This window comes from Streptomyces sp. NPDC002896 (assembly GCF_040295225.1).
In the GTDB taxonomy this organism is placed as follows: domain Bacteria; phylum Actinomycetota; class Actinomycetes; order Streptomycetales; family Streptomycetaceae; genus Streptomyces.
The window spans coordinates 79,915-104,631 of record NZ_JBEOVA010000009.1 but is presented as its reverse complement, the minus strand read 5'-3'; the positions used below and the strand labels follow the sequence as shown (position 1 = coordinate 104,631).

General features: G+C 69.5%; 23 protein-coding genes. 14 read left to right on the top strand and 9 right to left on the bottom strand.

Going from position 1 to position 24,717, the window contains the following annotated elements; genetic code table 11:
* Positions 1-68 precede the first annotated feature (68 nt).
* The 3 genes from xseA to ABT009_RS18360 all read left to right on the top strand — a co-directional run bounded on the left by xseA (position 69) and on the right by ABT009_RS18360 (position 2,484).
* Positions 69-1,304 (top strand): exodeoxyribonuclease VII large subunit, encoded by a 1,236-nt coding sequence (gene xseA, locus ABT009_RS18370; RefSeq protein WP_351295348.1) that lies wholly within the window; start codon positions 69-71, stop codon positions 1,302-1,304.
* A gap of 9 nt (positions 1,305-1,313) precedes the next feature.
* On the top strand, positions 1,314-1,580 hold the full coding sequence (locus ABT009_RS18365) for an exodeoxyribonuclease VII small subunit (RefSeq protein ID WP_351295345.1): 267 nt from the start codon (positions 1,314-1,316) through the stop codon (positions 1,578-1,580).
* Positions 1,581-1,893: 313 nt separating this feature from the next.
* Positions 1,894-2,484, top strand: a complete 591-nt coding sequence (locus ABT009_RS18360; protein WP_351295342.1) for a malonic semialdehyde reductase — start codon at positions 1,894-1,896, stop codon at positions 2,482-2,484.
* A gap of 203 nt (positions 2,485-2,687) precedes the next feature.
* Here ABT009_RS18360 and ABT009_RS18355 read toward each other — a convergent pair whose 3' ends face one another.
* Entirely contained in the window at positions 2,688-3,206 is a 519-nt protein-coding gene (locus ABT009_RS18355; protein WP_351295339.1) for a DUF4245 domain-containing protein, read from the bottom strand.
* A 197-nt stretch (positions 3,207-3,403) separates the two neighbouring features.
* Here ABT009_RS18355 and glpX point away from each other — a divergent pair, with 197 nt between their 5' ends.
* Positions 3,404-4,435 carry a class II fructose-bisphosphatase gene (gene glpX / locus ABT009_RS18350; protein WP_351295336.1) on the top strand — a complete coding sequence of 344 codons (1,032 nt, stop codon included), beginning with the start codon at positions 3,404-3,406 and terminating at the stop codon, positions 4,433-4,435.
* Positions 4,436-4,569: 134 nt separating this feature from the next.
* On the opposite strand, the gene ABT009_RS18345 is transcribed toward glpX, so the two are convergent.
* A complete protein-coding gene (locus tag ABT009_RS18345) occupies positions 4,570-4,947 on the bottom strand; it encodes a WhiB family transcriptional regulator (protein ID WP_351295333.1) in 378 nt (125 codons plus the stop codon).
* Between the two features lie 157 nt (positions 4,948-5,104).
* The gene (locus ABT009_RS18340; protein WP_351295330.1) at positions 5,105-5,860 is read right to left on the bottom strand and encodes a DUF1707 SHOCT-like domain-containing protein; all 756 of its coding nucleotides are present in this window, start codon (positions 5,858-5,860) and stop codon (positions 5,105-5,107) included.
* 215 nt (positions 5,861-6,075) lie between these two features.
* Here ABT009_RS18340 and ABT009_RS18335 point away from each other — a divergent pair, with 215 nt between their 5' ends.
* Positions 6,076-7,743, top strand: coding sequence for a fumarate hydratase (locus ABT009_RS18335; protein WP_351295327.1), 1,668 nt, complete (start codon positions 6,076-6,078; stop codon positions 7,741-7,743).
* Here the strand turns inward: ABT009_RS18335 and ABT009_RS18330 are convergent.
* Complete coding sequence (locus tag ABT009_RS18330) at positions 7,706-8,149, bottom strand: ATP-binding protein (RefSeq protein ID WP_502989906.1); 444 nt, start codon at positions 8,147-8,149, stop codon at positions 7,706-7,708. The two genes, ABT009_RS18335 and ABT009_RS18330, sit on opposite strands and share 38 nt — an antisense overlap.
* Before the next feature lie 87 nt (positions 8,150-8,236).
* On the opposite strand from ABT009_RS18330, the gene ABT009_RS18325 reads away from it, so the two are divergent.
* Positions 8,237-9,013, top strand: coding sequence for a DUF5753 domain-containing protein (locus ABT009_RS18325; RefSeq protein ID WP_502989905.1), 777 nt, complete (start codon positions 8,237-8,239; stop codon positions 9,011-9,013).
* Positions 9,014-9,027: 14 nt separating this feature from the next.
* Positions 9,028-9,222, top strand: a complete 195-nt coding sequence (locus ABT009_RS18320) for a DUF397 domain-containing protein (RefSeq protein WP_351295320.1) — start codon at positions 9,028-9,030, stop codon at positions 9,220-9,222.
* Between the two features lie 30 nt (positions 9,223-9,252).
* Here the strand turns inward: ABT009_RS18320 and ABT009_RS18315 are convergent, their stop codons facing one another.
* Positions 9,253-10,359, bottom strand: a complete 1,107-nt coding sequence (locus tag ABT009_RS18315) for a serine hydrolase domain-containing protein (RefSeq protein ID WP_351295318.1) — start codon at positions 10,357-10,359, stop codon at positions 9,253-9,255.
* Between the two features lie 176 nt (positions 10,360-10,535).
* On the opposite strand from ABT009_RS18315, the gene ABT009_RS18310 reads away from it, so the two are divergent.
* From ABT009_RS18310 to ABT009_RS18290, 5 genes are all read left to right on the top strand, one after another.
* On the top strand, positions 10,536-11,945 hold the full coding sequence (locus ABT009_RS18310; RefSeq protein ID WP_351295315.1) for a class II fumarate hydratase: 1,410 nt from the start codon (positions 10,536-10,538) through the stop codon (positions 11,943-11,945).
* A 172-nt stretch (positions 11,946-12,117) separates the two neighbouring features.
* Positions 12,118-12,804 carry a cytidylyl-2-hydroxypropylphosphonate hydrolase gene (gene fomD / locus ABT009_RS18305; protein ID WP_351295313.1) on the top strand — a complete coding sequence of 229 codons (687 nt, stop codon included), beginning with the start codon at positions 12,118-12,120 and terminating at the stop codon, positions 12,802-12,804.
* 125 nt (positions 12,805-12,929) lie between these two features.
* Positions 12,930-13,163, top strand: coding sequence for a hypothetical protein (locus ABT009_RS18300; RefSeq protein WP_351295310.1), 234 nt, complete (start codon positions 12,930-12,932; stop codon positions 13,161-13,163).
* 176 nt (positions 13,164-13,339) lie between these two features.
* Positions 13,340-15,505, top strand: a complete 2,166-nt coding sequence (locus ABT009_RS18295; protein ID WP_502989915.1) for a SpoIIE family protein phosphatase — start codon at positions 13,340-13,342, stop codon at positions 15,503-15,505.
* 177 nt (positions 15,506-15,682) lie between these two features.
* Positions 15,683-17,146: a catalase gene (locus ABT009_RS18290; RefSeq protein WP_351295305.1), complete on the top strand. Its 1,464-nt coding sequence runs from the start codon at positions 15,683-15,685 to the stop codon at positions 17,144-17,146.
* A gap of 72 nt (positions 17,147-17,218) precedes the next feature.
* On the opposite strand, the gene ABT009_RS18285 is transcribed toward ABT009_RS18290, so the two are convergent.
* Together ABT009_RS18285 and ABT009_RS18280 are read right to left on the bottom strand one after the other, a co-directional pair.
* Positions 17,219-19,534, bottom strand: a complete 2,316-nt coding sequence (locus ABT009_RS18285) for a transglycosylase domain-containing protein (RefSeq protein ID WP_351295302.1) — start codon at positions 19,532-19,534, stop codon at positions 17,219-17,221.
* 242 nt (positions 19,535-19,776) lie between these two features.
* On the bottom strand, positions 19,777-20,733 hold the full coding sequence (locus tag ABT009_RS18280) for a LysR substrate-binding domain-containing protein (protein WP_351295299.1): 957 nt from the start codon (positions 20,731-20,733) through the stop codon (positions 19,777-19,779).
* A gap of 218 nt (positions 20,734-20,951) precedes the next feature.
* Between ABT009_RS18280 and ABT009_RS18275 the strand changes: the two genes are divergently transcribed.
* Both ABT009_RS18275 and ABT009_RS18270 read left to right on the top strand, forming a co-directional pair.
* Complete coding sequence (locus ABT009_RS18275) at positions 20,952-21,506, top strand: peroxiredoxin (RefSeq protein ID WP_351295297.1); 555 nt, start codon at positions 20,952-20,954, stop codon at positions 21,504-21,506.
* 20 nt (positions 21,507-21,526) lie between these two features.
* A complete protein-coding gene (locus tag ABT009_RS18270) occupies positions 21,527-22,060 on the top strand; it encodes an alkyl hydroperoxide reductase (protein WP_351295294.1) in 534 nt (177 codons plus the stop codon).
* A 129-nt stretch (positions 22,061-22,189) separates the two neighbouring features.
* On the opposite strand, the gene ABT009_RS18265 is transcribed toward ABT009_RS18270, so the two are convergent.
* Together ABT009_RS18265 and ABT009_RS18260 are read right to left on the bottom strand one after the other, a co-directional pair.
* Positions 22,190-23,599: an AI-2E family transporter gene (locus ABT009_RS18265; RefSeq protein WP_351295291.1), complete on the bottom strand. Its 1,410-nt coding sequence runs from the start codon at positions 23,597-23,599 to the stop codon at positions 22,190-22,192.
* 141 nt (positions 23,600-23,740) lie between these two features.
* A complete protein-coding gene (locus ABT009_RS18260; RefSeq protein ID WP_502989904.1) occupies positions 23,741-24,439 on the bottom strand; it encodes an aggregation-promoting factor C-terminal-like domain-containing protein in 699 nt (232 codons plus the stop codon).
* Positions 24,440-24,717 lie beyond the last annotated feature (278 nt).

Below are 24,717 nucleotides of genomic sequence, written 5' to 3'. Positions count from 1 at the left end.
CACTCCTCGGCCCCTGGGGGGAGAGGAGAGCCCCCGGGATTGTCGGTGTCGGCGGCTAGGCTCGCCGCATGGCTGTGAACTCGTCTGTCGAAGCACCGCTGCCCGTCGGTGAGGTGTCGCGGCTCATCGGGGGCTGGATCGACCGGCTCGGGGCCGTGTGGGTCGAGGGCCAGATCACCCAGCTCTCGCGGCGCCCGGGTGCGGGCGTCGTCTTCATGACGCTGCGCGACCCGTCGTACGACATCTCGGTCGGCGTCACCTGCTACCGCCAGGTGTTCGACGCGGTGGCCGACGTAGTGTCCGAGGGCGCCCGCGTGGTGGTGCACGCCAAGCCGGAGTGGTACGCGCCGCGGGGGCAGCTGTCGCTGCGGGCCGCCGAGATACGGCCCGTGGGAATGGGCGAGCTGCTGGCCCGGCTGGAGCGGCTCAAGAAGACACTGGCAGGCGAGGGACTCTTCGCGCCCGAGCGCAAGAAGCCCCTGCCCTTCCTGCCGCAGCTCATCGGCCTGGTCTGCGGCCGCGCCTCGGCGGCCGAGCGGGACGTACTGGAGAACGCCCGGCACCGCTGGCCGGCCGTCCGCTTCGAGGTGCGCAACGTCGCCGTGCAGGGCGTGCACGCGGTCCCGCAGGTCGTGCAGGCCGTGAAGGACCTGGACGCGCTCGACGAGGTCGATGTGATCATCGTCGCTCGCGGCGGCGGCAGCGTGGAGGACCTGCTCCCGTTCTCGGACGAGCAGCTGGTACGGGCGGTGGCGTCCTGTCGTACGCCGGTGGTCTCGGCGATCGGGCACGAGCCGGACAACCCGCTCCTCGACTTCGTGGCGGACCTGCGCGCCTCCACGCCGACCGACGCGGCCAAGAAGGTCGTGCCGGACGTCGGCGAGGAGCTGGAGCGGGTTCAGTCGCTGCGGAACCGGGCCCGGCGCTGCGCGGAGGCCTTCGTCGACCGCGAGGAGCGGGGGCTCATGCACGCCCTGAGCAGGCCCTGCATGCAGGATCCGCACCGCATGGTCGAGGAGCGCGAGCAGCACGTCGAGGCCCTCCTCGCGCGCAGCCGCCGCACACTGGCCCACTGCCTGGACCGCGCGGACTCGGAGCTCACGCACACGCACGCGCGCGTGGTGGCCCTCTCACCCGCGGCGACGCTGCGACGGGGGTACGCGGTCCTGCAGAAGGCCGACGGCCACGTGGTCCGGGCGCCGGACGAGGTGGCGGCCGACGAGGAGCTCCGGGCCCGGGTCGCCGAGGGCGAGTTCACGGTGCGGGCCACAGGGCCGGCACGGACGGGACGAGTCGATGCATAGGGTGGGCGCATGACCAGCAGGACGGACGGGGCCAGGCCGAACGAGTCGGCGAGCACTCTCGGCTACGAGCAGGCGCGGGACGAGCTGATCGAGGTCGTACGACGCCTCGAGGCGGGCGGCACCACGCTCGAGGAGTCCCTGGCCCTGTGGGAGCGGGGCGAGGAGCTGGCCAAGGTGTGCCGGCACTGGCTGGAGGGTGCTCGGGCTCGGCTGGACGCCGCACTGGCGGCGGACGAGGAGGCCGACGGGGGTACGGGGGACGGCGCCGACGGCTGATAGGCCTCTGGGCGGATGGCTGGACCCGTATATCGGGGGCCCGTGGCCGGGCCCTTCGCCCATACCGAGAGGGCACTTCGCCCGTCCGGCTCAGGCACATCGGCCGTGGAGGCCGACGGCCCGCGCCCGGCACCGTGGAAGTGTCACTCCACCGAGGGTGCGGCCGTCCCAGGCGTAGCAGGTTCGTGAAACCGGTCACCGGAGCCCCCGGCTTTGGTTGAACTTTAAACGTCATCTGGGTACGGTCGCTCCTGCCAGCTTGATCCGCGCCCTGACCTGCCGGATCGAACGCGTATCTCGAAAAGGTTCATTCATGTCCCTCGTTCTTGACCCCGCCGCCCAGGACCTGCTCTTCCGTGAGGCCCGCACCGCGAACACCTTCACCGACGAGCCGGTGACCGAGGAGCAGGTGCAGGCGATCTACGACCTGGTCAAGTACGGTCCGACCGCCTTCAACCAGTCCCCGCTGCGCATCACCCTGGTCCGCTCCCCCGAGGCCCGTGAGCGCCTGGTGAAGCACATGGCCGAGGGCAACCAGCCGAAGACCGCCTCCGCCCCGCTCGTCGCGATCCTCTCCGCGGACAACGAGTTCCACGAGGAGCTGCCGCAGCTCTTCCCGCACTTCCCGCAGGCCAAGGACGCCTTCTTCTCGGAGCGCCCGGTCCGCGAGCAGGCCGCGGGCCTGAACGCCGCGCTGCAGGCCGCGTACTTCATCGTCGGTGTGCGTGCCGCCGGGCTGGCCGCCGGGCCGATGACCGGCTTCGACTTCGCGGGCGTCCAGAAGGAGTTCCTGGACGACGAACACACGCCGCTGATGATCGTCAACATCGGCAAGCCCGGTGAGAACGCGTGGTTCCCGCGGTCTCCGCGGCTGGAGTTCGAGCAGGTCGTGACCACGGTCTGACGTTCCTGCGCCAGCGAGAAGGCCCCCGGCGAATGCCGGGGGCCTTCCTTTTTCTCACCTACGCCTTAAGGGGCACCGTACGTCGTGGGTTGTGCCCGCCCTCCCCCAAGCTCTCGGCTTCGCTCGAGCAGGGAGGGACCCCCATCGCCCTGTGGAACGCCTGCCCACAACGGTTAACGCCTGCCCACAGCGGTCAAGACGTCTCACGTCGCCTTCAGCGCGCCCGCCATCTTCGTGAGCTGGCCGAACGAACCCGTGCCCGTCACCACCGTCGTGTAGCCATCGCCCTCGAGTACGAGCGCGTCGTACTTCGGGCCCTCGTAGCGCTGCCACGTCTGGTCGCCGATCTGCTGGGTGACCTTCGTCTTCTCGGCGCCCTGGCTCTTGCTCTCGATGAACTGGGACGGCTTCTCGGTGGACTGCTCGATGGCGACGTACTGGCCGTCGGCCGTGTGGAAGCCCAGGTGCCACGCGTCATGGTCGGCGCCCTGATACCGCACCGACGTCGGCTTCCACTCCTTGGGCAGGCCCTCTGGCGCCGCCACCGGGTACGCCGCCGCGCGGCGCGCCGTCAGCAGCTCGACGCGGTAGTCGACACGCTTCACGGGTGTTTGGGAGCCGTCGTGCGGGATGAAGAGGTATATGAAGAACGCGACGAGGACGATCACGCCCATCGACAGCACCATGTCCCGAACGGTCTGCTTGCCTTTCATGCCTGCCACGCCCCCATCGTCGCAGGTCCCCCGCGGCCGCCCGGCACCACCCTGCATGGAAAGGGACGAAGTGTGACGAGCGCTATGCCCGGCCCCCATCCCACCCGCTCAAACGTGGGGCCCACTGCTCATTTTGTCAGCCTGCCGATAGAGTCAGGACACATCACCCTCGTCCGGCCGTCGTCGTATCAGAAAGGTGCGTCTCGATGACCGAGAATCATCTGCCTTCCGAACTCGAGGTCTCACCTGAGGCCCCCGACCGCAACCTCGCCATGGAACTCGTCCGTGTCACCGAGGCCGCAGCGATGGCCGCGGGCCGCTGGGTCGGCCGCGGGGACAAGAACGGCGCCGACGGCGCCGCGGTACGGGCCATGCGCACCCTCGTCTCCACCGTCTCGATGAACGGCGTCGTCGTCATCGGCGAGGGGGAGAAGGACGAGGCGCCCATGCTCTTCAACGGAGAGCACGTCGGCGACGGCACCGGGGCCGAGTGCGACATCGCGGTCGACCCGATCGACGGCACCACGCTGTGCGCCAAGGGCATGCCGAACGCCATCGCGGTGCTGGCCGCCGCCGACCGCGGCACGATGTTCGACCCGTCCGCCGTCTTCTACATGGACAAGCTCGTCACCGGCCCCGAGGCCGCGGACTTCGTCGACATCAACGCTCCGGTCTCCGTGAACATCCGCCGGGTCGCCAAAGCGAAGGGGTGCTCCGCCGGGGACGTGACCGTCGTCATCCTCGACCGGCCGCGCCACGACGGGATCATCAAGGAGATCCGGGAGACCGGCGCCCGTATCAAGCTGATCTCCGACGGCGATGTCGCGGGCTCCATCCTGGCCGTCCGCGAGGGCAGCGGCATCGACCTGCTGATGGGCATCGGCGGTACGCCGGAGGGCATCATCTCGGCGTGCGCGATCAAGTGCCTGGGCGGCACCATCCAGGGCAAGCTGTGGCCCAAGGACGACGAGGAGCGGCAGCGCGCCATCGACGCCGGCCATGACCTCGACCGCGTCCTGTCCACCAACGACCTGGTCTCCGGCGAGAACGTGTTCTTCGTCGCGACCGGCATCACCGACGGTGAGCTGCTGCGCGGTGTGCAGTACCGAGCGGAGACGGCGTCGACCTCGTCGCTGGTCATGCGGTCCAAGTCCGGCACGATCCGGCAGATCGACTCGGTGCACCGTCTGTCGAAGCTGCGTGCCTACAGCGCCATCGACTTCGACCGCGCGAAGTAACGAACGGCCGGTCTCCGGCCACGCGACGTGGGGCGCCCTCTGTGCGGGAGGGCGCCCCACGTCACGTACGGGCTTTCGGGTGCGGGCTCTCTCGTACGGACTGCCTCGCCGTACGGAGTGCGTCTCCGTACGGACTATCCAGCCGCAGCCATAGGGTCCGCGGCCCGGGCCGTCTTCTTCAGCTCCAGCTCGCGCCTGCGGCGGCGGGCCAGGACCACGCGGCGCTCGGCGGCGGTGAGGCCGCCCCAGACCCCGTAGGGCTCGGGCTGCAGCAGGGCGTGTTCGCGGCACTCGACCATGACGGGACAGCGGGCGCAGACACGCTTGGCCGCCTCTTCACGGGAGAGCCGTGCGGCGGTGGGCTCCTTGGACGGGGCGAAGAACAGTCCGGCCTCGTCACGGCGGCACACGGCCTCCGTGTGCCATGGATTGTCCTGATCGCGGTCTCGCACTGGGACCCGCCGGGGCGGAACGGCAGCTACCTGCAGGGACTGATGCGGCGGTTGCAGCACGGTCTACTCCTGACGACGGCTTCGCGAGCGGCGGCGATGCAGCATGGTCTACCCGCTGTGCGCGCGCCTATGCACTGAGTTCCGATGCACGGGCGTTCGCCGCACAAAAGCCGCGTTCGCTCACCACCCCCGGACGCCCCGGGAGGCGCGAACCGGCTCAGTGCCCCAGGTGCTTACGCAGGTGGCGGTCGAGACGGTCCTGCAGGTCGCGGACGAGCCTGCCCCGCTTGGGCCTTGCCTCGATGTTGCCGAGGACGGCGAGGCCGTCGACGAAGACAACGGGGGCGTCGCGCTCGGCCGAGTCGAGCGTGTCCACCTCGAAGTTGCCCAGCACACCGCCGCCGTTGCCGCGCAGCGAGATGTTCTCCGGGACGCGGATCTCCACGTTGCCGAAGACCGAGATCGCCTTGATCACGACCTGCTGGTACTCGAAGATCGCCTCGCTGAGGTCGATCTCGACGCTGCCGAAGATCGCGTACGCATGGGTCCTGCGGCCCACGCGCCAGCGGCCCTTGCGGACGGAGCTGCTGAACACCGCGACCAGGTTGTCGTCGGCGACCGCCGGCACCGCGCCCTCGGTCGGCCGCGACGGCGCCGTGACGTAGTCCGCGGAGGCCGAGGCGGCACCGGATGCGGCGGCCTCGCGGCCTGCCGGCAGATCGCGGATCAGCGGTTCCAGCTCGGCGACGGTCTTCGCGCGATAGACGCCGTCGATCCGCTCGGCGTGCTCGTCGGCCGTGAGCCTGCCCTCGGCGAGGGCCTCGCGGAGGATGTCCGCGATCCGGTCCCGGTCCGCGTCGGAGGCACGGAGCGCCACGGGCTCCGGGTCCGGGGCCGCGGCCGGAAACGCGCCCGCCGCCTGAGCCCGGCCGTCGCCTTGAGCCATCGCTGATTCTCGCTTCTCGAGGTCCACGACAGCAGCGTACCCAAACGCGATAGATCGCGACTACCCCACAATCCGGCCGGAGCGGCCACCGACCGCGACCGATTCGCCGCGACCGATTCCGCACAGACGAACTGAGCCTTACCTCACAACCTCAGCCGACTCGCCAAGTTCTACGCTGGTGGACGCTGTGAGCGCTGCCGATGAGGGCCGCCGCCACGTCTGTCGAGTGAGGAATGGGCGAAATGCCGGAGTTCGCATATACCGATCTGCTGCCGACGGGAGAGGACACCACGCCGTACCGGCTGGTGACCTCCGAGGGTGTCTCCACCTTCGAGGCCGACGGGCGGACGTTCCTCAAGGTCGAGCCGGAGGCGCTGCGCAAGCTCGCCGAGGAGGCCATCCACGACATCCAGCACTACCTCCGCCCGGCGCACCTCGCGCAGCTGCGGCGCATCATCGACGACCCCGAGGCGTCGTCGAACGACAAGTTCGTGGCCCTCGACCTGCTCAAGAACGCGAACATCGCGGCCGCGGGCGTGCTGCCGATGTGCCAGGACACCGGCACCGCGATCGTGATGGGCAAGCGCGGCCAGAACGTCCTCACGGAGGGCGGCGACGAGGAGGCCCTGAGCCGCGGCATCTACGACGCGTACACCAAGCTCAACCTGCGCTACTCGCAGATGGCTCCGCTCACCATGTGGGAGGAGAAGAACACCGGCTCCAACCTCCCGGCGCAGATCGAGCTGTACGCGACGGACGGCGGCGCGTACAAGTTCCTGTTCATGGCCAAGGGCGGCGGAAGCGCCAACAAGTCGTTCCTGTACCAGGAGACGAAGGCGGTCCTCAACGAGGCTTCGATGATGAAGTTCCTCGAGGAGAAGATCCGTTCGCTCGGTACGGCCGCCTGCCCGCCGTACCACCTGGCGATCGTCGTCGGCGGCACGAGCGCCGAGTTCGCCCTGAAGACCGCGAAGTACGCCTCCGCGCACTACCTCGACGAGCTGCCGAGCGAGGGCTCCCCGCTGGGCAACGGCTTCCGTGACAAGGAGCTGGAGGAGAAGGTCTTCGAGCTCACGCAGAAGATCGGTATCGGTGCGCAGTTCGGCGGCAAGTACTTCTGCCACGACGTCCGGGTCGTCCGCCTCCCCCGCCACGGCGCGTCCTGCCCGGTCGCCATCGCCGTCTCCTGCTCGGCCGACCGCCAGGCCGTCGCGAAGATCACCGCCGAGGGCGTCTTCCTTGAGCAGCTGGAGACCGACCCGGCGCGCTTCCTGCCGGACACCACGGACGAGCACCTCGAGCAGGACGGCGACGTCGTCAAGATCGACCTCAACCAGCCGATGGACGACATCCTCGCCGAGCTGACGAAGTACCCGGTGAAGACCCGCCTGTCCCTGTCCGGCCCGCTGGTCGTGGCCCGCGACATCGCCCACGCGAAGATCAAGGAGCGCCTTGACGCGGGCGAGGAGATGCCGCAGTACCTGAAGGACCACCCGGTCTACTACGCGGGTCCGGCCAAGACCCCCGAGGGCTACGCGTCCGGTTCCTTCGGCCCGACGACGGCCGGCCGCATGGACTCGTACGTCGAGCAGTTCCAGGCGGCGGGCGGCTCCAAGGTCATGCTCGCCAAGGGCAACCGCAGCAAGCAGGTCACGGACGCGTGCGACGCCCACGGCGGCTTCTACCTCGGCTCCATCGGCGGCCCCGCCGCCCGCCTCGCCCAGGACTGCATCAAGAAGGTCGAGGTCGTCGAGTACGAGGAGCTCGGCATGGAGGCCATCTGGAAGATCGAGGTCGAGGACTTCCCGGCGTTCATCGTCGTAGACGACAAGGGCAACGACTTCTTCCAGGACCCGGCACCGGCTCCGACGTTCACGTCGATTCCGGTTCGGGGACCCGGGCTGGCGTAACCGCATATGTCTGATGGACCGCCCTCACCTGCGTCGCGTCGCAGGTGAGGGCGGTGCCGTTTGGGGCAGGAAACCGGGCGGCACCGAGTTCACACCACAGCAGCTTTCCGCCCCTGCCGAAGAGGTCATCACCCAAGGGCCAGCCACCCCAGGCCTGCGCGTAATGGCATACGAGAAACAACCCGCGCCCGCGCTCGGCCTCCCCCGGTACGACCACTGGGCGAAACGGACCGTGCCCACGGTCGAAGGGAGGCGGGATGTGCGGATTGCTGTCCCACACGCTCAGCCGCAGCCGCCCACCGTCTAGCGCGCGCAGCCGCAGGGCGGCGGGCCCCTTGGAGTGCCGGTAGGCATTGGTGACGAGCTCGCACGTCAACAGCTCTGCTGGATCAGCCAGTTCGGTCATGCCGTGCTCGGCGAGGACGGCGCGCAGGGTTCGGCGGGCGATACGTGCGACACGGGGGTCGTACGTGTACGGAATGGAGCTAGCGACATGGCCCCGAGGAGTGCCCCGACGGCGCGCCGACTCCGCGAGCGAGCAGGCATGACCGCCGCTCAGGCCGCCCGCGCCCTGGGCGACGCGGATCGCGTACGCACCCTCGCCCACATCTACGGCTGTACCGATCATGCTCTGGTCGAAGCCCTCGCCGGCATGGCGGCGGAGCGCACACGCGGATGGTGGGAGGAGTACCGCGACACCCTGCCATCCCCGCTACTGGACCTGGCCGAGATGGAGCACCACGCGACCGCCTTGCGTGTCGCCCAGGTCATCAACATCCCCGGGCTGCTGCAAACCCCCGAACACGCTCGCGCGCTGTTCCGGGAAGTCGTGCCCGCCCTACGCCCACACGAGATCGAGTTCCGCGTCTCACACCGCGTCAAGCGCCAGGCGGTCCTCGTACGCGACCAACCGGTGCCGTACACCGCGATCATCCACGAGGCCGCCCTGCGCATGCAGTTCGGTGGCCGCGAGGTGAGCCGGGCTCAGCTTGGTCACATCGCCGAGATCAGCGAACAGCCGCACATCACCGTCCGCGTCATCCCGTTCGACGGCACCTCGTTCCCTACTGCGGGCCATGGTGTGGATTACGCCTACGGCCCCGTGACGACCCTGGACACCGCACAGCTGGACACCACTCACGGCAGTGAACTCGTCGATGCAGCAGGAAAATTGGAGTCCTACAGGCTCGTACTGGACCGCATGGAGCAAGCCGCCCTCGCGCCGCACGCGTCCCGAGACCTGATCCACAACATCGCCAAGAACCTCTGACGGAAGACGTAACCGTGACCGAACTCAACTGGCAGAAGTCCACCTACAGCGAGACAGCCTCCTCCTGCGTCTACCTGGCCGCCGCTCCGGACGGAACGATCCTCCTCCGAGAGAGCGATGAGCCTGAGGTGATCCTGTCCACCGGCCCGCGCCAACTCCGGGCTCTCATAGCCAACTTGCGGACCGTAGATCTCACGAAGCCCGTATGACGCTGGTGGGGCTCGTTTCATGCTGCCCTATCAGGCCAGTTCGGACGAGTTGGGCACCACCGCCCGCGAGACGCCCACCAGGAGCGACTCGACCCCCGCCCCCCAGCGCGAGCTGATCACCAGGTCACGCGCCGGATCGACCCACAACAGGTGGCTACCGCCGTTGCCGCGGGCGCAGCGCCCGGTCGCGGGCGCTGCGGGCCACACCGCGCGGTCGTCGTTCAACCACCAGGACAGGCCGTAGTTCGGCTTGACACGGCAGGGCGTCCACAGCTCCTCGATCCACCGCTGCGAGACGACCCGACGCTCGCCCCACAGCCCGCCGCGCAGACAGAGCTGGCCGATGCGAGCCAGGTCGAGGGCGCTGATCCACAGGCCGCCGCCCCAGTGTGCGCCGCCGGACACCACGGGCACCCGGGCGCCGTCGACCTCGACCACCGAGTTCTCGTAGCCGTGCCAGGACCACCCGTCGGATGCGCCGATCGCCGTCATGATCCCCTCGCGCAGGACGTCCGGCAGGGAACGGCCCGACAAGGCCGTGAGCGCGAGGGCGGTGAGGTTCACGCGTACGTCGTTGTAGGCCCAGCCCTCGCCGGGCGGGCCGCCCGCCGACTCCGTGCCCTCACGGGTGCGCTGCGCGTCGACTCGCGTCGGCTTGCCCCACAGCTCGCCCTCCCACTGGCTGGTCTGGTCGAGCAGATGCCGCCACGTGATCGCGCGCCCATGGGCGTCGGCGAACTGTGGCAGGTCGACCGACGTGGACACCGGCTCGTCCAGGCGCAGCAGCCCGTCGTCGAAGGCGACGCCGGCCACCAGGGACAGGACGCTCTTGGTCGCGCTGTAGGCCATCTCCTCGCGCGCCGGGTCGCCCCACGAGGCGATGACCACGCCACGCCGCACCACGACACCGCTCGCGCCCTGACCGTCGAGGAGCGGGCCCACCACCTCGCGGTGCGAGGTGTCCGACACCTGGGCCGCGAGATAGGACGCCATGTCGTCCACGCCGAGCACCGGCCGCTCGGACTGCTCACGGACGGCCCGTGCCAGGGCATCCCCGTCCACTCCCTGCCAGGGGTCGCCGAGCTGGGCCCCGCCCTCCATGACGTCCCTGTCGCGCTGCGGCGTCACTGCACCCATCCCAAACCTCCGTCAAACATCCAGCAGCCGCATTCGACCGAGAGCTCCCTACCCTCGTGATCGGGAAGGCCTAACCGAGTCCTACTCGCGCCTGAACGGAAAGACCTGTGAGGGGAAGATCCCGAAAGGGGAATACGTCCCACCGACCCCACGCTCTCCTCCCTGGAGGTACGACGATGACGACGACCGAAGACAGCGGCGGCCAGCGCTACCGCATCGAGCACGACTCCATGGGCGAAGTACGCGTCCCCGCGCACGCCAAGTGGCGGGCCCAGACGCAGCGGGCCGTGGAGAACTTCCCAGTCTCCGGGCAGCGTCTCGAGCGGGCGCACATCGAGGCGCTGGCGCGTATCAAGGCCGCCGCCGCCAAGGTGAACGCCGAACTCGGGGTGCTCGACAAGGACATCGCGGACGCCATCGTGGATGCGGCGGAGGAGGTCGCCGAGGGGCGGTGGGACGAGCACTTCCCCGTGGACGTGTTCCAGACGGGGTCCGGTACGTCGTCGAACATGAACACCAACGAGGTGCTGGCCACCCTTGCCAGCGAGCGGCTCGGACGGCCCGTACACCCGAACGACCATGTGAACGCGTCCCAGTCGTCCAACGACGTCTTCCCGTCCTCCATCCACATCGCCGCCACCGCCGCCGTGACGCACGATCTGATTCCGGCTCTCGAGCATCTGGCGGCCTCCCTGGAGCGGAAGTCGGCCGAATTCGCGGACGTGGTGAAGTCCGGGCGTACGCACTTGATGGACGCCACGCCCGTCACCCTCGGCCAGGAGTTCGGCGGGTACGCGGCCCAGGTGCGATACGGCGTCGAGCGGCTGCAAGCCTCGCTGCCGCGGCTGGCCGAACTGCCGCTCGGGGGTACGGCCGTGGGCACCGGTATCAACACGCCTCCCGGCTTCTCGGCCGCCGTGATCGCCGAGGTGGCGCGGGCCACCGGGCTGCCGCTCACCGAGGCGCGCAACCACTTCGAGGCGCAGGGCGCGCGTGACGGCATCGTGGAGACGAGTGGGCAGCTCCGTACGATCGCCGTCGGTCTGACGAAGATCGCGAACGATCTGCGGTGGATGTCCAGCGGCCCGCGCACCGGGCTCGCCGAGATCGCCCTGCCCGACCTCCAGCCCGGTTCGTCGATCATGCCGGGCAAGGTCAACCCGGTCATCCCCGAGGCCGTCCTGATGGTCGCCGCGCAGGTCACGGGCAACGACACGACGGTCACGGTGGCCGGTGCCGCGGGGAACTTCGAGCTCAACGTCATGCTGCCGGTGATCGCCAAGAACGTGCTGGAGTCCGTCCGGCTCCTCGCGAACGCCTCGCGGCTGCTGGCCGACCGGACCGTGGACGGCATCACGGCGAACCGCGAGCGGGCCCGTGAGTACGCCGAGTCCTCGCCGTCCGTCGTGACCCCGCTGAACAAGTACATCGGGTACGAGGAGGCGGCGAAGGTGGCGAAGCGGGCGTTGGCCGAGCGTAAGACGATCCGCCAGGTGGTCCTGGAGGCCGGGTACGTGGAGCGGGGCGACCTGACGATCGAGCAGCTGGACGAGGCGCTGGACGTCCTCCGGATGACGCATCCGTGAGGTCGCCGCAGTCCTGCACCGGATCGGCTCAGGCCACACCGGCGTGTTCGCAGGTTGCGGTCACGTTGCGCCGTGACGCATTCGTGTTTCGCCTTGGCGCATCCGTGTTGCCACTCCTGCATCCGTGACACGCGCCGCAGCGTCGTATGCCCTGGGCACCTAATATCTGCGCATGACAGACAGGGCGAGCAGACTCATGGACGGAAACGGTCCGGCGTACTGGGCTCCCGGCGACCACATCCTGTGGCGCTACCGGGAGAACGCCGGCGACCGCTTCCACATCTGCCGTCCCGTGACAGTCGTTCAGGACACCGCCGAGCTGCTCGCCGTATGGATGGCGCCCGGCACGGAGTGTGTGAAGCCGGTGCTCGCGGATGGCACGCCGGTGCATGTCGAGCCGCTGGACACGCGGTACACGAAGCCGCGCACGGTGCGGCGCGACCGCTGGTTCGGTACGGGCGTGCTGAAGCTGGCGCGGCCGGGTGAGCGCTGGTCCGTATGGCTGTTCTGGGAGCCGGGCTGGCGGTTCAAGAACTGGTACGTGAACCTGGAGGAGCCGCGTGTGCGTTGGGCCGGAGGTGTCGACTCCGAGGACCACTTCCTGGACATCTGCGTGTACCCGGACCGCACCTGGGAGTGGCGCGACGAGGACGAGTTCGCGCAGGCGCAGCAAGCCGGTCTGATGGACGCGGGTCAGGCCGAGTCCGTACGCCGGGCCGGGCGCGATGCCGTCGACGTGATCCGCTCGTGGGGCGCACCGTTCTCGGACGGCTGGCAGCACTGGCGGCCGAACCCGGAATGGTCGATACCGGCTCTTCCGGACGACTGGGATCGCACGCCCGCTCGAGTGCCGTCGTGAGACCCTTGATGCGCCCCCGTAGGGCAAACGTAGGATCGTCCTCCGCAAGTACACAGTTGCGGCACAGCATCAACTCCTTTCACTTGGACAAGGCCTGACACGACGTCATCGAGGGGCGGCGGGACGTGAGCGAGGGTAGCGAGGCATACGGCTGGTACGGCACCACGCCGTACCGGGCGGACGGTACGGCGAGCAGGGCCGCGGCGTACCTGGCCCACCGCGGGGGCCGGTACGGCTCCTGTCCGACGCCCCGCAGGCAGGGCGTCGACAATCCGTTCCCGGCACACGTAATCCGGGTATCGGCCCGCAGAGGCCCCGTTCCCGAACAGCACCTGTTCCCCAACAGCCAGCGCTCCTGAGACCCATGGCGCGCACGGCGCGCAGCCCCGGACGGACGGATTCGACACGCGTGACGGAGCATCCCACCTCCCACGAGCGCGGGCAGCCCACCGCTGCCCGGCCTCCCGCCCCCGCGGACCCTCGCGGGGCGCTGCTGCGTACCCCGGAGAGCCCGGAAGTCCCTGACGCAGCGGGCATGGTCGCCTTACCGGCACAGGGCCGGCCCGGCGACCCCTCGGCCGCGCACGGCGCCACCGCGGCGCCCGGCGGCAACCCGGGCGCGGCGGACTGCGCCTGCCCCGGGACCTCCTCCGGTGCGAACCTTTCCGGTGCCGGGGACGCCTCCGGCGTGCCCACCGCTGCCGGGGCCGCCGGACCTGCCGGCCCCGCCGGACCTGCCGGTACCGGCGGTCCCGGCGGTCCTCTGGCCGGCGCCGGCGCCGAGCACTCCCAGCCCTCGGCCGCCGAACCCGACCCGCACCGGCCGCGCCCCGCACCGCAGGGCGCGCCGCTGCCGCGGGCCGGCGAGAGCACGCAGTGGGCCGATGCGAGGGCGATCGCCGAGGCCGGGCACCGCCCGGGCGAGGCGGCGTCGCACGCCCTGTCCGGGGTGGTTCCCTCTCCCGCCCTCGGCCCGGCCTCGATGCAGCGCGACGGCGACCGACTGCGGTTCGTCGGGGCCGCGACCCGGCGTATCGCCCGGGGCATGGACCTCGACGAGATCGTGATGGGCCTGTGCCGGGCCACCGTGCCGACGTTCTCCGACGCGATCCTGGTGTATCTGCGCGACCCGCTGCCGGTCGGCGACGAGCGGCCCTCCGGGCCCCTGGTCCTGCGGCTGCGGCGCACCGACCGGCTGCGGCGGATCGAGGACGGCACCGAGGACGCGGACACCGACGGGGGCCTGCTGCCGGGGCTGCAGCTGCAGCCCGACTTCGCGGCGACCGAGCTGTGCGAGGTGCGGCCCGGGGGTCCGCTCGCCGAGGTGCTCCGCGGCGTACGTCCCGTCTTCCCGGACGCCCCCACCGCACTGGGCGCGCTGCCCGAACTGCTCGGCGCGGAGCGGCGGGTGCCCGGCGGACAGCACACGATCCTCGCTCCGCTGCGCGGCCGCCGGCGCGTCATCGGTGCCGCGGTCTTCCTGCGCCGCCCCGACCGGCCGGCATTCGAGATCGAGGACCTGCTGGTCGCCGCCCAGCTCGCCACGCACAGCGCGCTCGGCATCGACAAGGCGGTGCTGTACGACCGCGAGGCGTACATCGCGGACGAGCTGCAGCGCACGATGCTGCCCGAGTCGCTGCCCCAGCCGCACGGCGTGCGGCTCGCGTCCCGCTATCTGCCCGCCGCCGAGACGGCCCGCGTCGGCGGCGACTGGTACGACGCGATCCCGCTGCCCGGCAACCGCGTCGCCCTCGTCGTCGGCGACGTCATGGGCCACTCCATGACGTCGGCGGCGATCATGGGCCAGCTGCGGACGACCACGCAGACCCTGGCCGGCCTGGACCTGCCCCCGCAGGAGGTGCTGCACCACCTCGACGAGCAGGCACAGCGGCTCGGCACGGACCGCATGGCGACCTGCCTGTACGCGGTCTACGACCCGGTGACGCACCGCATCACCATCGCCAACGCGGGCCATCCGCCGCCGGTCCTGCTGCACCTGGGCGGGCGCGCCGAGGTCCTGCGGGTGCCCGCGGGCGCGCCGATCGGAGTGGGCGGCGTCGACTTCGAGGCCGTCGAACTGGACGCGCCCGCCGGAGCCACGCTCCTGCTGTACACGGACGGTCTCGTCGAGTCCCGGCTGCGCGACGTGTGGACCGGCATAGAGCAGCTGCGCGAGCGCCTCTCCGCGACCGCGCAGCTGACCGGCCCGGACCATCCGCCGCCGCTGGAGGCGCTGTGCGACGAGGTCCTCGACATGCTCGGCCCGGGTGACCGGGACGACGACATCGCGCTGCTCGCCGCCCGCTTCAACGGAATCGCGCCGAGCGACGTCGCGTACTGGAACCTGGACCCCGAGGACGCGGCTCCCCGCAGGGCCCGCCGGCTGGCCCGCAAGGCGCTGGCCCGCTGGAACCTGGAAGAGCTGACGGACTCGGTGGAACTGCTGGTCAGCGAGGTCGTCACCAACGCCGTGCGCTACACGTCACGGCCGGTCACGCTGCGCCTGCTGCGCACCGACGTGCTGCGCTGCGAGGTCGGCGACGACGTGCCACAGCTGCCTCGGCTGCGCCAGGCACGGGCCACGGACGAGGGCGGGCGCGGGCTCTTCCTGGTCAACAAGATGGCCCGCCGCTGGGGCGCGACCCGGCTCAGCACGGGGAAGGTGGTCTGGTTCGAGCTGTCGACACGCGCGTCCGGCTGAGACGGCCCGGTCAGGGGGCCCGGTCCCGGGGAGGCCCAGCGGCGGCCACCCGGGACTTTCGTACGAGTTTCAGAGTTGGACCTGGTCCAAAAGTTGCCGATGTCGTGGGGGCGGAGTTGACTGCTGTGGTGGGCGAAGCGACCTGACCTATCCCAAATGCACGACGGGAGGACGCTCGTGACCGAAGCAGTACAGAAGGTCCCGTACACCACGACGAACGCCGGAATACCGGTGGAGAGCGACGAGCACTCGCTCACGGTCGGCGATACCGGCCCGATCCTGCTCCAGGACCACTACCTCATCGAGAAGATGGCCCAGTTCAACCGCGAACGGGTCCCCGAGAGGGTGGTGCACGCCAAGGGATCGGGTGCGTACGGAATCTTCGAAGTCACCAACGACGTCAGCCAGTTCACCAAGGCCGATCTCTTCCAGCCGGGGAAGCGGACAGAGATGCTGGCGCGTTTCTCGACGGTCGCCGGGGAGCAGGGCTCCCCCGACACCTGGCGCGACCCACGCGGCTTCGCACTCAAGTTCTATACGGAGTACGGGAACTACGACCTGGTCGGCAACAACACGCCGGTCTTCTTCGTCCGCGACCCGATGAAGTTCCAGGACTTCATCCGCTCCCAGAAGCGCCGCCCCGACAACGGCCTGCGCGACAACAACATGCAGTGGGACTTCTGGACGCTGTCCCCCGAGTCCGCGCACATGGTGACGTGGCTGATGGGCGACCGCGGCATCCCGAAGACGTACCGCAACATGAACGGCTACAGCTCCCACACCTACATGTGGGTCAATGGCGGCGGCGAGAAGTTCTGGGTCAAGTACCACATCAAGACCGACCAGGGCATCGACTTCCTCACCCAGTCCGAGGCCGACGAACTCGCGGGCACGGACGGCGACATCCACCGCCGCGACCTGTTCGACTCGATCGCCTCCGGCAACGCCCCGTCGTGGACGATGCTCGTGCAGGTCATGCCGTTCGAGGACGCACCGGACTACCGCTTCAACCCGTTCGACCTGACCAAGGTGTGGCCGCACGGCGACTACCCGCTGATCGAGGTCGGCCGGATGACGCTGAACAAGAATCCGGATGATTTCTTCGTCCACATCGAGCAGGCCGCCTTCGAGCCGTCGAGCCTGGTGCCGGGCATCGGCCCGTCCCCGGACAAGATGCTGCTCGGCCGGCTCTTCTCGTACCCGGACACGCACCGCTACCGGATCGGCCCCAACTACGCGCAGCTGCCACCGAACCGCCCGCGATCGGCCGTCAACTCGTACGCGAAGGACGGCCCCATGCGGTACGAGCCGGCGAACGTGGGCGCCGTGTACGCGCCCAACTCGTACGGCGGCCCGGCGGCCGACGTCCAGGCCTTCGGCGATCCGGCGGGCTGGCAGGCGGCGGGCGAGATGGTCCGCGAGGCGTACAAGCTGCACCGCAACGACGACGACTGGGGCCAGCCGGGCACGATGGTCCGCGAGGTCCTGGACGACGCGGCCCGCGAGCGCCTGGTGTCCAACGTCAGCGGCCACCTCACCGCCGGCGTCTCCCGCCCCGTCCGGGACCGCGCCCTCCAGTACTGGCGCAACATCGACAAGGACTTGGGCGACAGGATCGCGAAGCGAGTAAACGGCGGCTAACCGTTCCGGCGGGCGCCGAACGCAAAGGCGCCCGGAACCCCAAGGTCCCGGGCGCCTTCGGCCGTGCAACGGTCAGCCGGAGTCCCCACCACGACTGTCACCGGTACTCTCCGGAATCCCGAACGTCGGCGTGGTAGCCGGCGCAGTCGGCTGCCGAGTAGTAGCCCCATCCGTAGGCTCGACGGTCGGCTCCTCCGTAGGCGCCTCACTCGTAGGCGCCTCGGTCGACGGCTCAGCACTGGTCTCCGGCGCCGACGGCGTATCCGACGGCGTCTCCTCAACGGTCGGCGTGGGCTCGACGGTCGGCGTGACGGCCGCCCCCATGTCCGTGTCGAGGTCGAACTCGCTCGTCGACCCCATCGCGTCGAAGGTGTACGCGGCCCAGATCTGGGCCGGGGGCCCACCACCGTTGACGCGGCCGCCGCCCATGGCGCCCGTCAGGGAGACATGGTCGTACTTCTTGATCGCCTTGTCGTCGCACGTGGTGCCGCCGGCCTTGTTCGCCTCGCCGAACAGGCCGACCGACGTCACCAGCTTGGGGGTGTAGCCCGTGAACCAGGCCGAGCGGTTGCAGTCGGACGTACCCGTCTTGCCCGCCACCTGCTGGCCGTTGCGGTCGACCGCGTCCCGCACCGACGCACGGGCCGTACCGTCGTCCACCACGCCGGTGAGCACGGAGGTCACGGAGTCGGCGGCCTCGCGGCTGATCACCTGCTTGCCGATCGCGTCCGGGAAGTCGATCGTGCGGTCCTTGTGCTCGGCGGACTTCACGATCGCCGGGGTGACCTTCTTGCCGTGGTTGTCGAGGGTCGCGTAGATCCCGGCCATCTCCAGCGGGCTGGCGCCCATGGAACCGAGGGTCTGGGCGGGCACGGCCTCCAGGCCCTCGACGTCCATGCCGAGCTCGCCCGCGGTCTCCATCACCTTGTCCATGCCCACGTCGACGCCCATCTGCGCGAAGACTGAGTTGATGGACTTGTTCATCGCCGTCTGCACGGTGACGTCGCCGTAGTTGCCGTCGTCCTCGTTCGGCGGCGCGAACCCGACCTTCTGGCCGTCGTCCACGACGGGACGCTCGCTCGTGCCGTCGTAGACGGTGGACGCCGTGATCGGCTGGCCGTCCTGCGTCGTGGAGCCGTTCTCCAGCGCGGCCGCGAGGATCAGCGGCTTGAAGGTCGAGGCCACCTGGTAGTCACGGCGGGTGGCGTTGTCCCGGTAGTGCTTGACGTAGTCCACGCCGCCGTAGAGCGCGAGGACCTTGCCCGTCTTCGGGTCGACGGACGCGGCTCCCGCCTGTACGTCCGCGTCGACCTTGCGCTCCTTGGGGTCCAGCTTGCTGGTGAGCTTCGCCTTGACGGCCTGCTCCAGGAGCTTCTGCTTCTTCTTGTCGATGTTGAGTGTGACGGTCCAGCCGCCGGCGTCGACCAGCGCCTTGGCCTCGTCCAGATCGGCGGCGGTGCCCTCGGAGACGAGCTGCTTCTCCAGAGCCGTCTTGGCCTCGTCCACCAGATAGCCGGTCTGGCCCTCCAGACCGGGCGCCGCCTTGGGATCGTCCGGGACGGGGAACTTCAGCTCCTGGCGCTTGGAGGCGTCCAGCCACCCCTCATCGACCATGTTGTTCAGCACGTAGTTCCAGCGCGCCTTGACGAGCTTCTTGCCCTCTGCCGAAGCGGCCGCCCAGTCGTACTGGCTCGGGGCCTGCAGCAGCGCCGCGAGATACGCGCCCTGCGCCACGGTCAGTTCGCTCGCGTCGGCGCCGTAGTACGCCTGGGCCGCGGCCTGGATGCCGTAGGCGCCCCGGCCGTAGTAGCTGGTGTTGATGTACCCGGCGAGGATGTCGTCCTTGGAGTACTGCTGGTCGACCTTGAGCGAGATGACCAGTTCCTTCAGCTTGCGCGTGACGGTCTGGTCCTGGCTCAGGTAGTAGTTCTTGACGTACTGCTGGGTGATCGTCGAACCACCCTGCTTGCCCTTGCCGGAGAGGGTGTTGATGAGACCGCGGGCGGTGCCCTTGAGGTCGACGCCGGCGTCCTTGTAGAAGGACTTGTTCTCGGCGGCGACGAAGGTCAGCTGGACCTTCTTGGGGACCTCGGCCAGGTCCACGATCTCGCGGTTGACCGTACCGGTGCGGACGAGAACCGAGCCGTCGCTGTACTTGTAGACGTTGCTCTGCTTCTGCGCGTCCGCGTTGCCCTTTGGCACGTCCACGACCATGTACAGCACGACGAAGGCGCCCATGCCCAGCAGGCAGAGGCCGAAGAACGTGCCGAGGATCTTCTTCCAGGTGAAGAGGCGGCGTATCACCCCGCGCTCGGCGCCGGACGAGCGCATGCGCGCCGCCCGGCGCGCACCGCGCTGCCGTGCCCGTCTCGCTTCCGCTCGCCCCATTAGTCCGTTTCGCTCCGCTTCGTTCTCGTATGCCTCACTCGCATACCGGCCAAGTCAGCTCAGAAAGCTAACACCGCACCCTGGGGCAAAGGTCTCCCGATCCGGTCTTTTCCGGACGTGAGAATGAGCACCTGCCTCTATGGAACCGACGAGCAGAACGCCCGGAAGGTTGCATCCGAGCAGCTCACAACTGCCCCACAGCATCACGAATTGCCGCCTGGTCGCGCCGCGGCCCCCGCAGGTCAGAGCACCCGCACAGGCAGCGGCCGCAACGCCTCCCGCAGGGCAGCGGCCAGCTCCTCGTACTCCGCACCCCGCGCCGCCCCGCTCCGCATCGCCAAGGCGATACGGCGGCTCGGCGCGGGCGCGGCGAAATACCCGGTGAGCAGCTGGTTGCTGCGGCTGGTCTCCACCTTCACGGCGGTACGCGGCAGCAGGGTCACCCCCACACCGCCCGCGACGAGCTGGACGAGCGTCGACAGCCCGGCCGCCGTCGTCGACACCGGGGCGTCGTCGCGGCCCGCCTCCCGGCAGATCTCGAGGGCCTGGTCCCGCAGGCAGTGCCCCTCGTCGAGGAGCAGCAGCTTCAGCTCCCGCAGCGCCTCCCGCGGAATCCCCTCGCGCCCGCCGAGCCAGTGGTCGAGCGGGGTGACGAGCACGAAGTCCTCGTCGAACAGCGGCAGCTCGGTGACTCCGGGGACACCGAGGGGCACAGCGAGCAGCAGCAGATCGAGCCGCCCGGCGGCCAGCCCGTCCAGCAGCGACGCGGTCTGCTCCTCGTGCACCTGGAGATCGAGGTCCGGGTACCTGTCGTGGAGCAGCCGGAGCACGGTCGGCAGCAGATACGGGGCCACGGTCGGGATCACGCCGAGTCTGAGCTCGCCCGTGAAGGGCGCACGGACCGCCTCGGCCTCCTCGAGGAGCGCCCCGACCTCGGCCAGCACGGCCTTCGCCCGGGCGGCGAGCCGCTCCCCCGCGGGCGAAAGGAGCACCTTGCGCGTCGTACGCTCCAGCAGCTGTACGTCGAGGACCTCCTCCAGCGCCGAGACCGCGCCGGACAGTGCGGGCTGGCTCATGCCGATCGCGGCGGCCGCGTCCCGGAAGTGGAGATATTCGGCCACGGCCGCGAAGGCGCGCAGCTGCGCGAGGGTGGGCTGGCGGGCCCTGCCGCTGCCCGGCACCGCACTCCGCTTGTTCACCTGTCGCTCACCACCATGCACGGACTGTCACCTCGCGCCGCCTCTCGTCCCACATCGTGCACCGTCATCGGTCACCCACCGCTACTGATAGCTGCCGTCAATCAACCTGACCGAGTCTAGCTATTTCACTAATCAATGCAGCGTGTGCCACCCTCGTGATCAGTCCAACCCAATGGAACTCCCGTCAGCGGGATTCCTTTTTGCTGCAAGGAGAGCGCGTGCTCACTGTCGGTGACCAGTTCCCCACGTACGACCTGACTGCCTGTGTGTCGCTGGAGAGCGGCAAGGAGTTCGAGCAGATCAACCACAAGTCCTACGAAGGCAAGTGGCGCGTGGTGTTCTTCTGGCCGAAGGACTTCACCTTCGTGTGCCCCACCGAGATCGCGGCCTTCGGCAAGCTGAACGACGAGTTCGCCGACCGCGACGCCCAGATCCTCGGCGCCTCGGGCGACTCGGAGTTCGTGCACCACGCCTGGCGCAAGGACCACGCCGACCTGCGTGACCTGCCCTTCCCGATGCTGGCCGACTCCAAGCACGAGCTGATGCGCGACTGCGGCGTCGAGGGCGAGGACGGCTTCGCGCAGCGCGCGGTCTTCATCATCGACCCGAACAACGAGATCCAGTTCACCATGGTGACTGCGGGCTCCGTCGGCCGTAACCCCAAGGAGGTCCTGCGGGTCCTCGACGCGCTGCAGACCGACGAGCTGTGCCCGTGCAACTGGAAGCAGGGCGAGGACACCCTCGACCCGGTCAAGCTTCTCTCCGGCGAGTGAACGAAAGCGGTCTGAACTGCATGGCTCTCGACGAACTGAAGTCCGCCGTACCGGACTACGCCAAGGACCTGCGCCTGAACCTCGGTTCGGTGATCGGCAACTCCGAGCTTCCGCAGCAGCAGCTGTGGGGCACGGTGCTCGCGTGCGCGATCGCGTCCCGGTCCCCCCGGGTCCTGCGCGAGCTCGAGCCCGAGGCGAAGGCGAACCTCTCGCCCGAGGCGTACACCGCGGCCAAGTCGGCCGCCGCCATCATGGCGATGAACAACGTCTTCTACCGCACGCGCCACCTGCTCTCCGATCCGGAGTACGGGACGCTGCGCGCCGGCCTGCGGATGAACGTCATCGGCAACCCCGGCGTCGACAAGACCGACTTCGAGCTGTGGTCGCTCGCGGTCTCCGCGATCAACGGCTGCGGGCAGTGCCTCGACTCCCACGAGCAGGTGCTCCGCAAGGCGGGCGTCGACCGCGAGACGATCCAGGAAGCCTTCAAGATCGCTGCGGTGATCCAGGCGGTCGGCACGACGCTGGATGCGGAGGCGGTGCTGGCCGAGTAGGCCCGCCTCCCGGTCTGGGGGCTTCGCCCCCAGACCCCCTATCGCCCTAACGGGCTAGTCCTCAAACGCCGGACGGGCTGGAAGATCCAGCCCGTCCGGCGTTTGAGGACTAGGCGGCGCAGCCGCCGATCAAAGCGCCCCGCCATCAGAAGGCCGACGCTCCACCGCCGCCACCCCCATGGCAGTAGACCCATGCGGCGGCGGCGAATGCCGCAACCCCGCGGTCCCGCGGTCATACGCGTTGAGGTAGCCGACAACCGTATTGGTCACCGCAACAAGCGGCACAGCCACCACCGCTCCCCCGATCCCCGCGACCATCCCGCCCGCGGCGACCGACAGGACGACCGCAAGCGGATGGACCCGCACCGCGCGCCCCAGGATGAACGGCTGCAGGATGTGGCCCTCGATCTGCTGGACGGCCAGCACCACCGCCAGCGTCATGACGGCCGTGAAGACCCCCTGCGTCACCAGCGCGACCACCACCGCCAACGCGCCCGAGACCACGGCACCGACCAGCGGGATGAACGCGAACAGGAAGATGAAGACGGCCAGCGGCACGGCCATCGGCACATCGAGGAAGTAGATGCCGAGCCCGATGAAGATCGCGTCGATCAGGGCCACTATCACCGTGCCGCGCACATACGCCGTGAGTGTCCGCCACGCCCGCGGCCCCGCACCCGCGACACCGGGCCGGGCGTGCGAGGGGACCAGCTTGAGCGTCCACTCCCAGATGCGCCGCCCGTCGTAGAGCAGGAACAGCGTCGAGAACATCGTCAGCAGGATGCCGGTGAGCGCCTCGACGACGACGGTGACACCTTCGAGCCCCGCGGACGTGATCGCGTCCGTGTTCGCGCCGATCGCCTCGCGCAGGTTCTTGGCGATCTCGTTGATCTGTTTCTCGGTCACATGGAACGGGCTGTTGAGCAGCCAGTTCCTGAGCTCGTCGATGCCGTCCTGGATCTGGTCGGAGAGGTTGTCGATGTTCTCCACGACCTGCCAGGCCACGAACCAGCCGACGAGGCCCATCACGACGAATCCGAGTATCGCGGTGAGCGCGGTGGCAGGCCCGCGGGGCACGCCATGCCGGCGCAGGCGCGCCACGGTGGGCTGCAGCAGCGCGGTGATGAGCAGGGCGGCGACGAACGCCAGCACCACGAGCTGCACAGCGCTGATGACCTTCATCAGCACCCAGAGCGTGCCCGCGAGGACGAGGACCCGCCAGCCGACCTCGGCCGCGACGCGCACGCCCCAGGGCACGGCGGCGGCGGGATCGGGCCGGGGGATCACGCCGGGGGCGACGGGCATCCTCTGTGGGACCGCGGCCGGGCCCGAGTCCTGGCCGCCGGAGGGGGCGGAGGGGCCGGACGGGGCCGGCACATCATGGCCGGGGCCCGAATCGGAGGGCTCGGCGCCGACCGGGGGGAACCCGTCTTCGTCCGCGTCCTCCTTCTCGGCCTGGGCACGGCGTTCGGCCAGCCGCTCCCCCATACGGCTCAGTCCGGCGCCAAGCCGGTCCAGCCACCCTGGCACTCGCGACATATCCGTCCTCTTCCCCCCGTTTGTCCCCACCACTCCCCCGGGATTCGTCCGGTCCGACCGTACATGGCGGAAGCCCCTCACCGTAGGACGGCGAGGGGCTTCGGAAGGTTGAGCGGCTCCCGGGCGGGGAGAGGGGACGGCTCAGTACCAGTGGTTGGCCTGCCAGAAGGACCAGGCGCCGCAGGGGCTGCCGTAGCGGTCGTTCATGTAGTTCAGGCCCCACTTGATCTGGGTGGCAGGGTTGGTCTGCCAGTCGGCGCCGGCGGACGACATCTTGGAGCCGGGCAGCGCCTGGAAGAGACCGTAGGCGCCGGAGGAGGCGTTGACGGCCTTGTAGTTCCAGCTGGACTCGTGGTCCACGATGTTGCTGAAGCACTGGAACTGGTCGCTGGAGACCATCTGCCGCGCCATCGCCTGGATCTGGGCGATGGTGTACGAGCCCTGGACGTCGAAGCTGGAGGCGTCGCGGGTCGCGCTGCGGCTGGCCGCTTCCTCGGCCTCCTTGCGCTCCTTGGCCTCCTGCTCGGCCTTCTCCGCGGCCTTCTGCTTGGCGATCGCGTCCTCGGCGGCCTGCTTGCGGGCTGATTCCTCGGCGGACTTCTTCGCGGCGGCGTCGGCGGCGATGGCCTGTGCGTCGGCCTGCTGCGTCAGCGAGGCCGTCTGCACCTGGGCCTGCTGGCCCGCGGGTATGTCTGCGAGGAGGGTCGCGTCGCCTGCCGTTGCCTCGAAGTCGTTCGAGGGCTGCTGGGTGCTGCCCGAGGCAACGCCCACGACGGCGCCAACAGTGGTGACCGCGGTAGCGGATGCCACAGCGAATCCCCGGACCGAAATCCGGCTCACTCGGTTTCCTTCCAGCATCGCCCGCTTGTGGGTGACCCTCGCGGACGCAATCGTGCCCCTGGCACTGGCCTCCCAACGACGGGTCACGGGAGGCACGGGCCCGGTGGGCAACTCCCTTGGGGGGAGCGCCGCGTGGTGCTCGGGCGGCATACGACGGTCTCTATGTAGTTCTGTTACGCCGATGGGGCTGGCGGGACACAAGTGTCGTATGCGGGGCCTGACAGGACCCACACACTGCCGCAGCCGGACACTGCAAGGCAATTCTGAGGTACGTGTGA

What these genes read in the sequence shown, in the direction of transcription:
- ABT009_RS18315 (WP_351295318.1), bottom strand. Translation starts at nt 10,359, where the DNA reads ATGGGTGCAGTGACGCCGCAGCGCGACAGGGACGTCATGGAGGGCGGG.
- ABT009_RS18365 (WP_351295345.1), top strand. Translation starts at nt 1,314, where the DNA reads ATGACCAGCAGGACGGACGGGGCCAGGCCGAACGAGTCGGCGAGCACT.
- ABT009_RS18295 (WP_502989915.1), top strand. Translation starts at nt 13,340, where the DNA reads ATGGTCGCCTTACCGGCACAGGGCCGGCCCGGCGACCCCTCGGCCGCG.
- ABT009_RS18270 (WP_351295294.1), top strand. Translation starts at nt 21,527, where the DNA reads ATGGCTCTCGACGAACTGAAGTCCGCCGTACCGGACTACGCCAAGGAC.
- ABT009_RS18360 (WP_351295342.1), top strand. Translation starts at nt 1,894, where the DNA reads ATGTCCCTCGTTCTTGACCCCGCCGCCCAGGACCTGCTCTTCCGTGAG.
- fomD (WP_351295313.1), top strand. Translation starts at nt 12,118, where the DNA reads ATGACAGACAGGGCGAGCAGACTCATGGACGGAAACGGTCCGGCGTAC.
- ABT009_RS18285 (WP_351295302.1), bottom strand. Translation starts at nt 19,534, where the DNA reads ATGGGGCGAGCGGAAGCGAGACGGGCACGGCAGCGCGGTGCGCGCCGG.
- xseA (WP_351295348.1), top strand. Translation starts at nt 69, where the DNA reads ATGGCTGTGAACTCGTCTGTCGAAGCACCGCTGCCCGTCGGTGAGGTG.
- ABT009_RS18325 (WP_502989905.1), top strand. Translation starts at nt 8,237, where the DNA reads ATGGCCCCGAGGAGTGCCCCGACGGCGCGCCGACTCCGCGAGCGAGCA.
- ABT009_RS18265 (WP_351295291.1), bottom strand. Translation starts at nt 23,599, where the DNA reads ATGTCGCGAGTGCCAGGGTGGCTGGACCGGCTTGGCGCCGGACTGAGC.
- ABT009_RS18335 (WP_351295327.1), top strand. Translation starts at nt 6,076, where the DNA reads ATGCCGGAGTTCGCATATACCGATCTGCTGCCGACGGGAGAGGACACC.
- glpX (WP_351295336.1), top strand. Translation starts at nt 3,404, where the DNA reads ATGACCGAGAATCATCTGCCTTCCGAACTCGAGGTCTCACCTGAGGCC.
- ABT009_RS18310 (WP_351295315.1), top strand. Translation starts at nt 10,536, where the DNA reads ATGACGACGACCGAAGACAGCGGCGGCCAGCGCTACCGCATCGAGCAC.
- ABT009_RS18330 (WP_502989906.1), bottom strand. Translation starts at nt 8,149, where the DNA reads ATGACCGAACTGGCTGATCCAGCAGAGCTGTTGACGTGCGAGCTCGTC.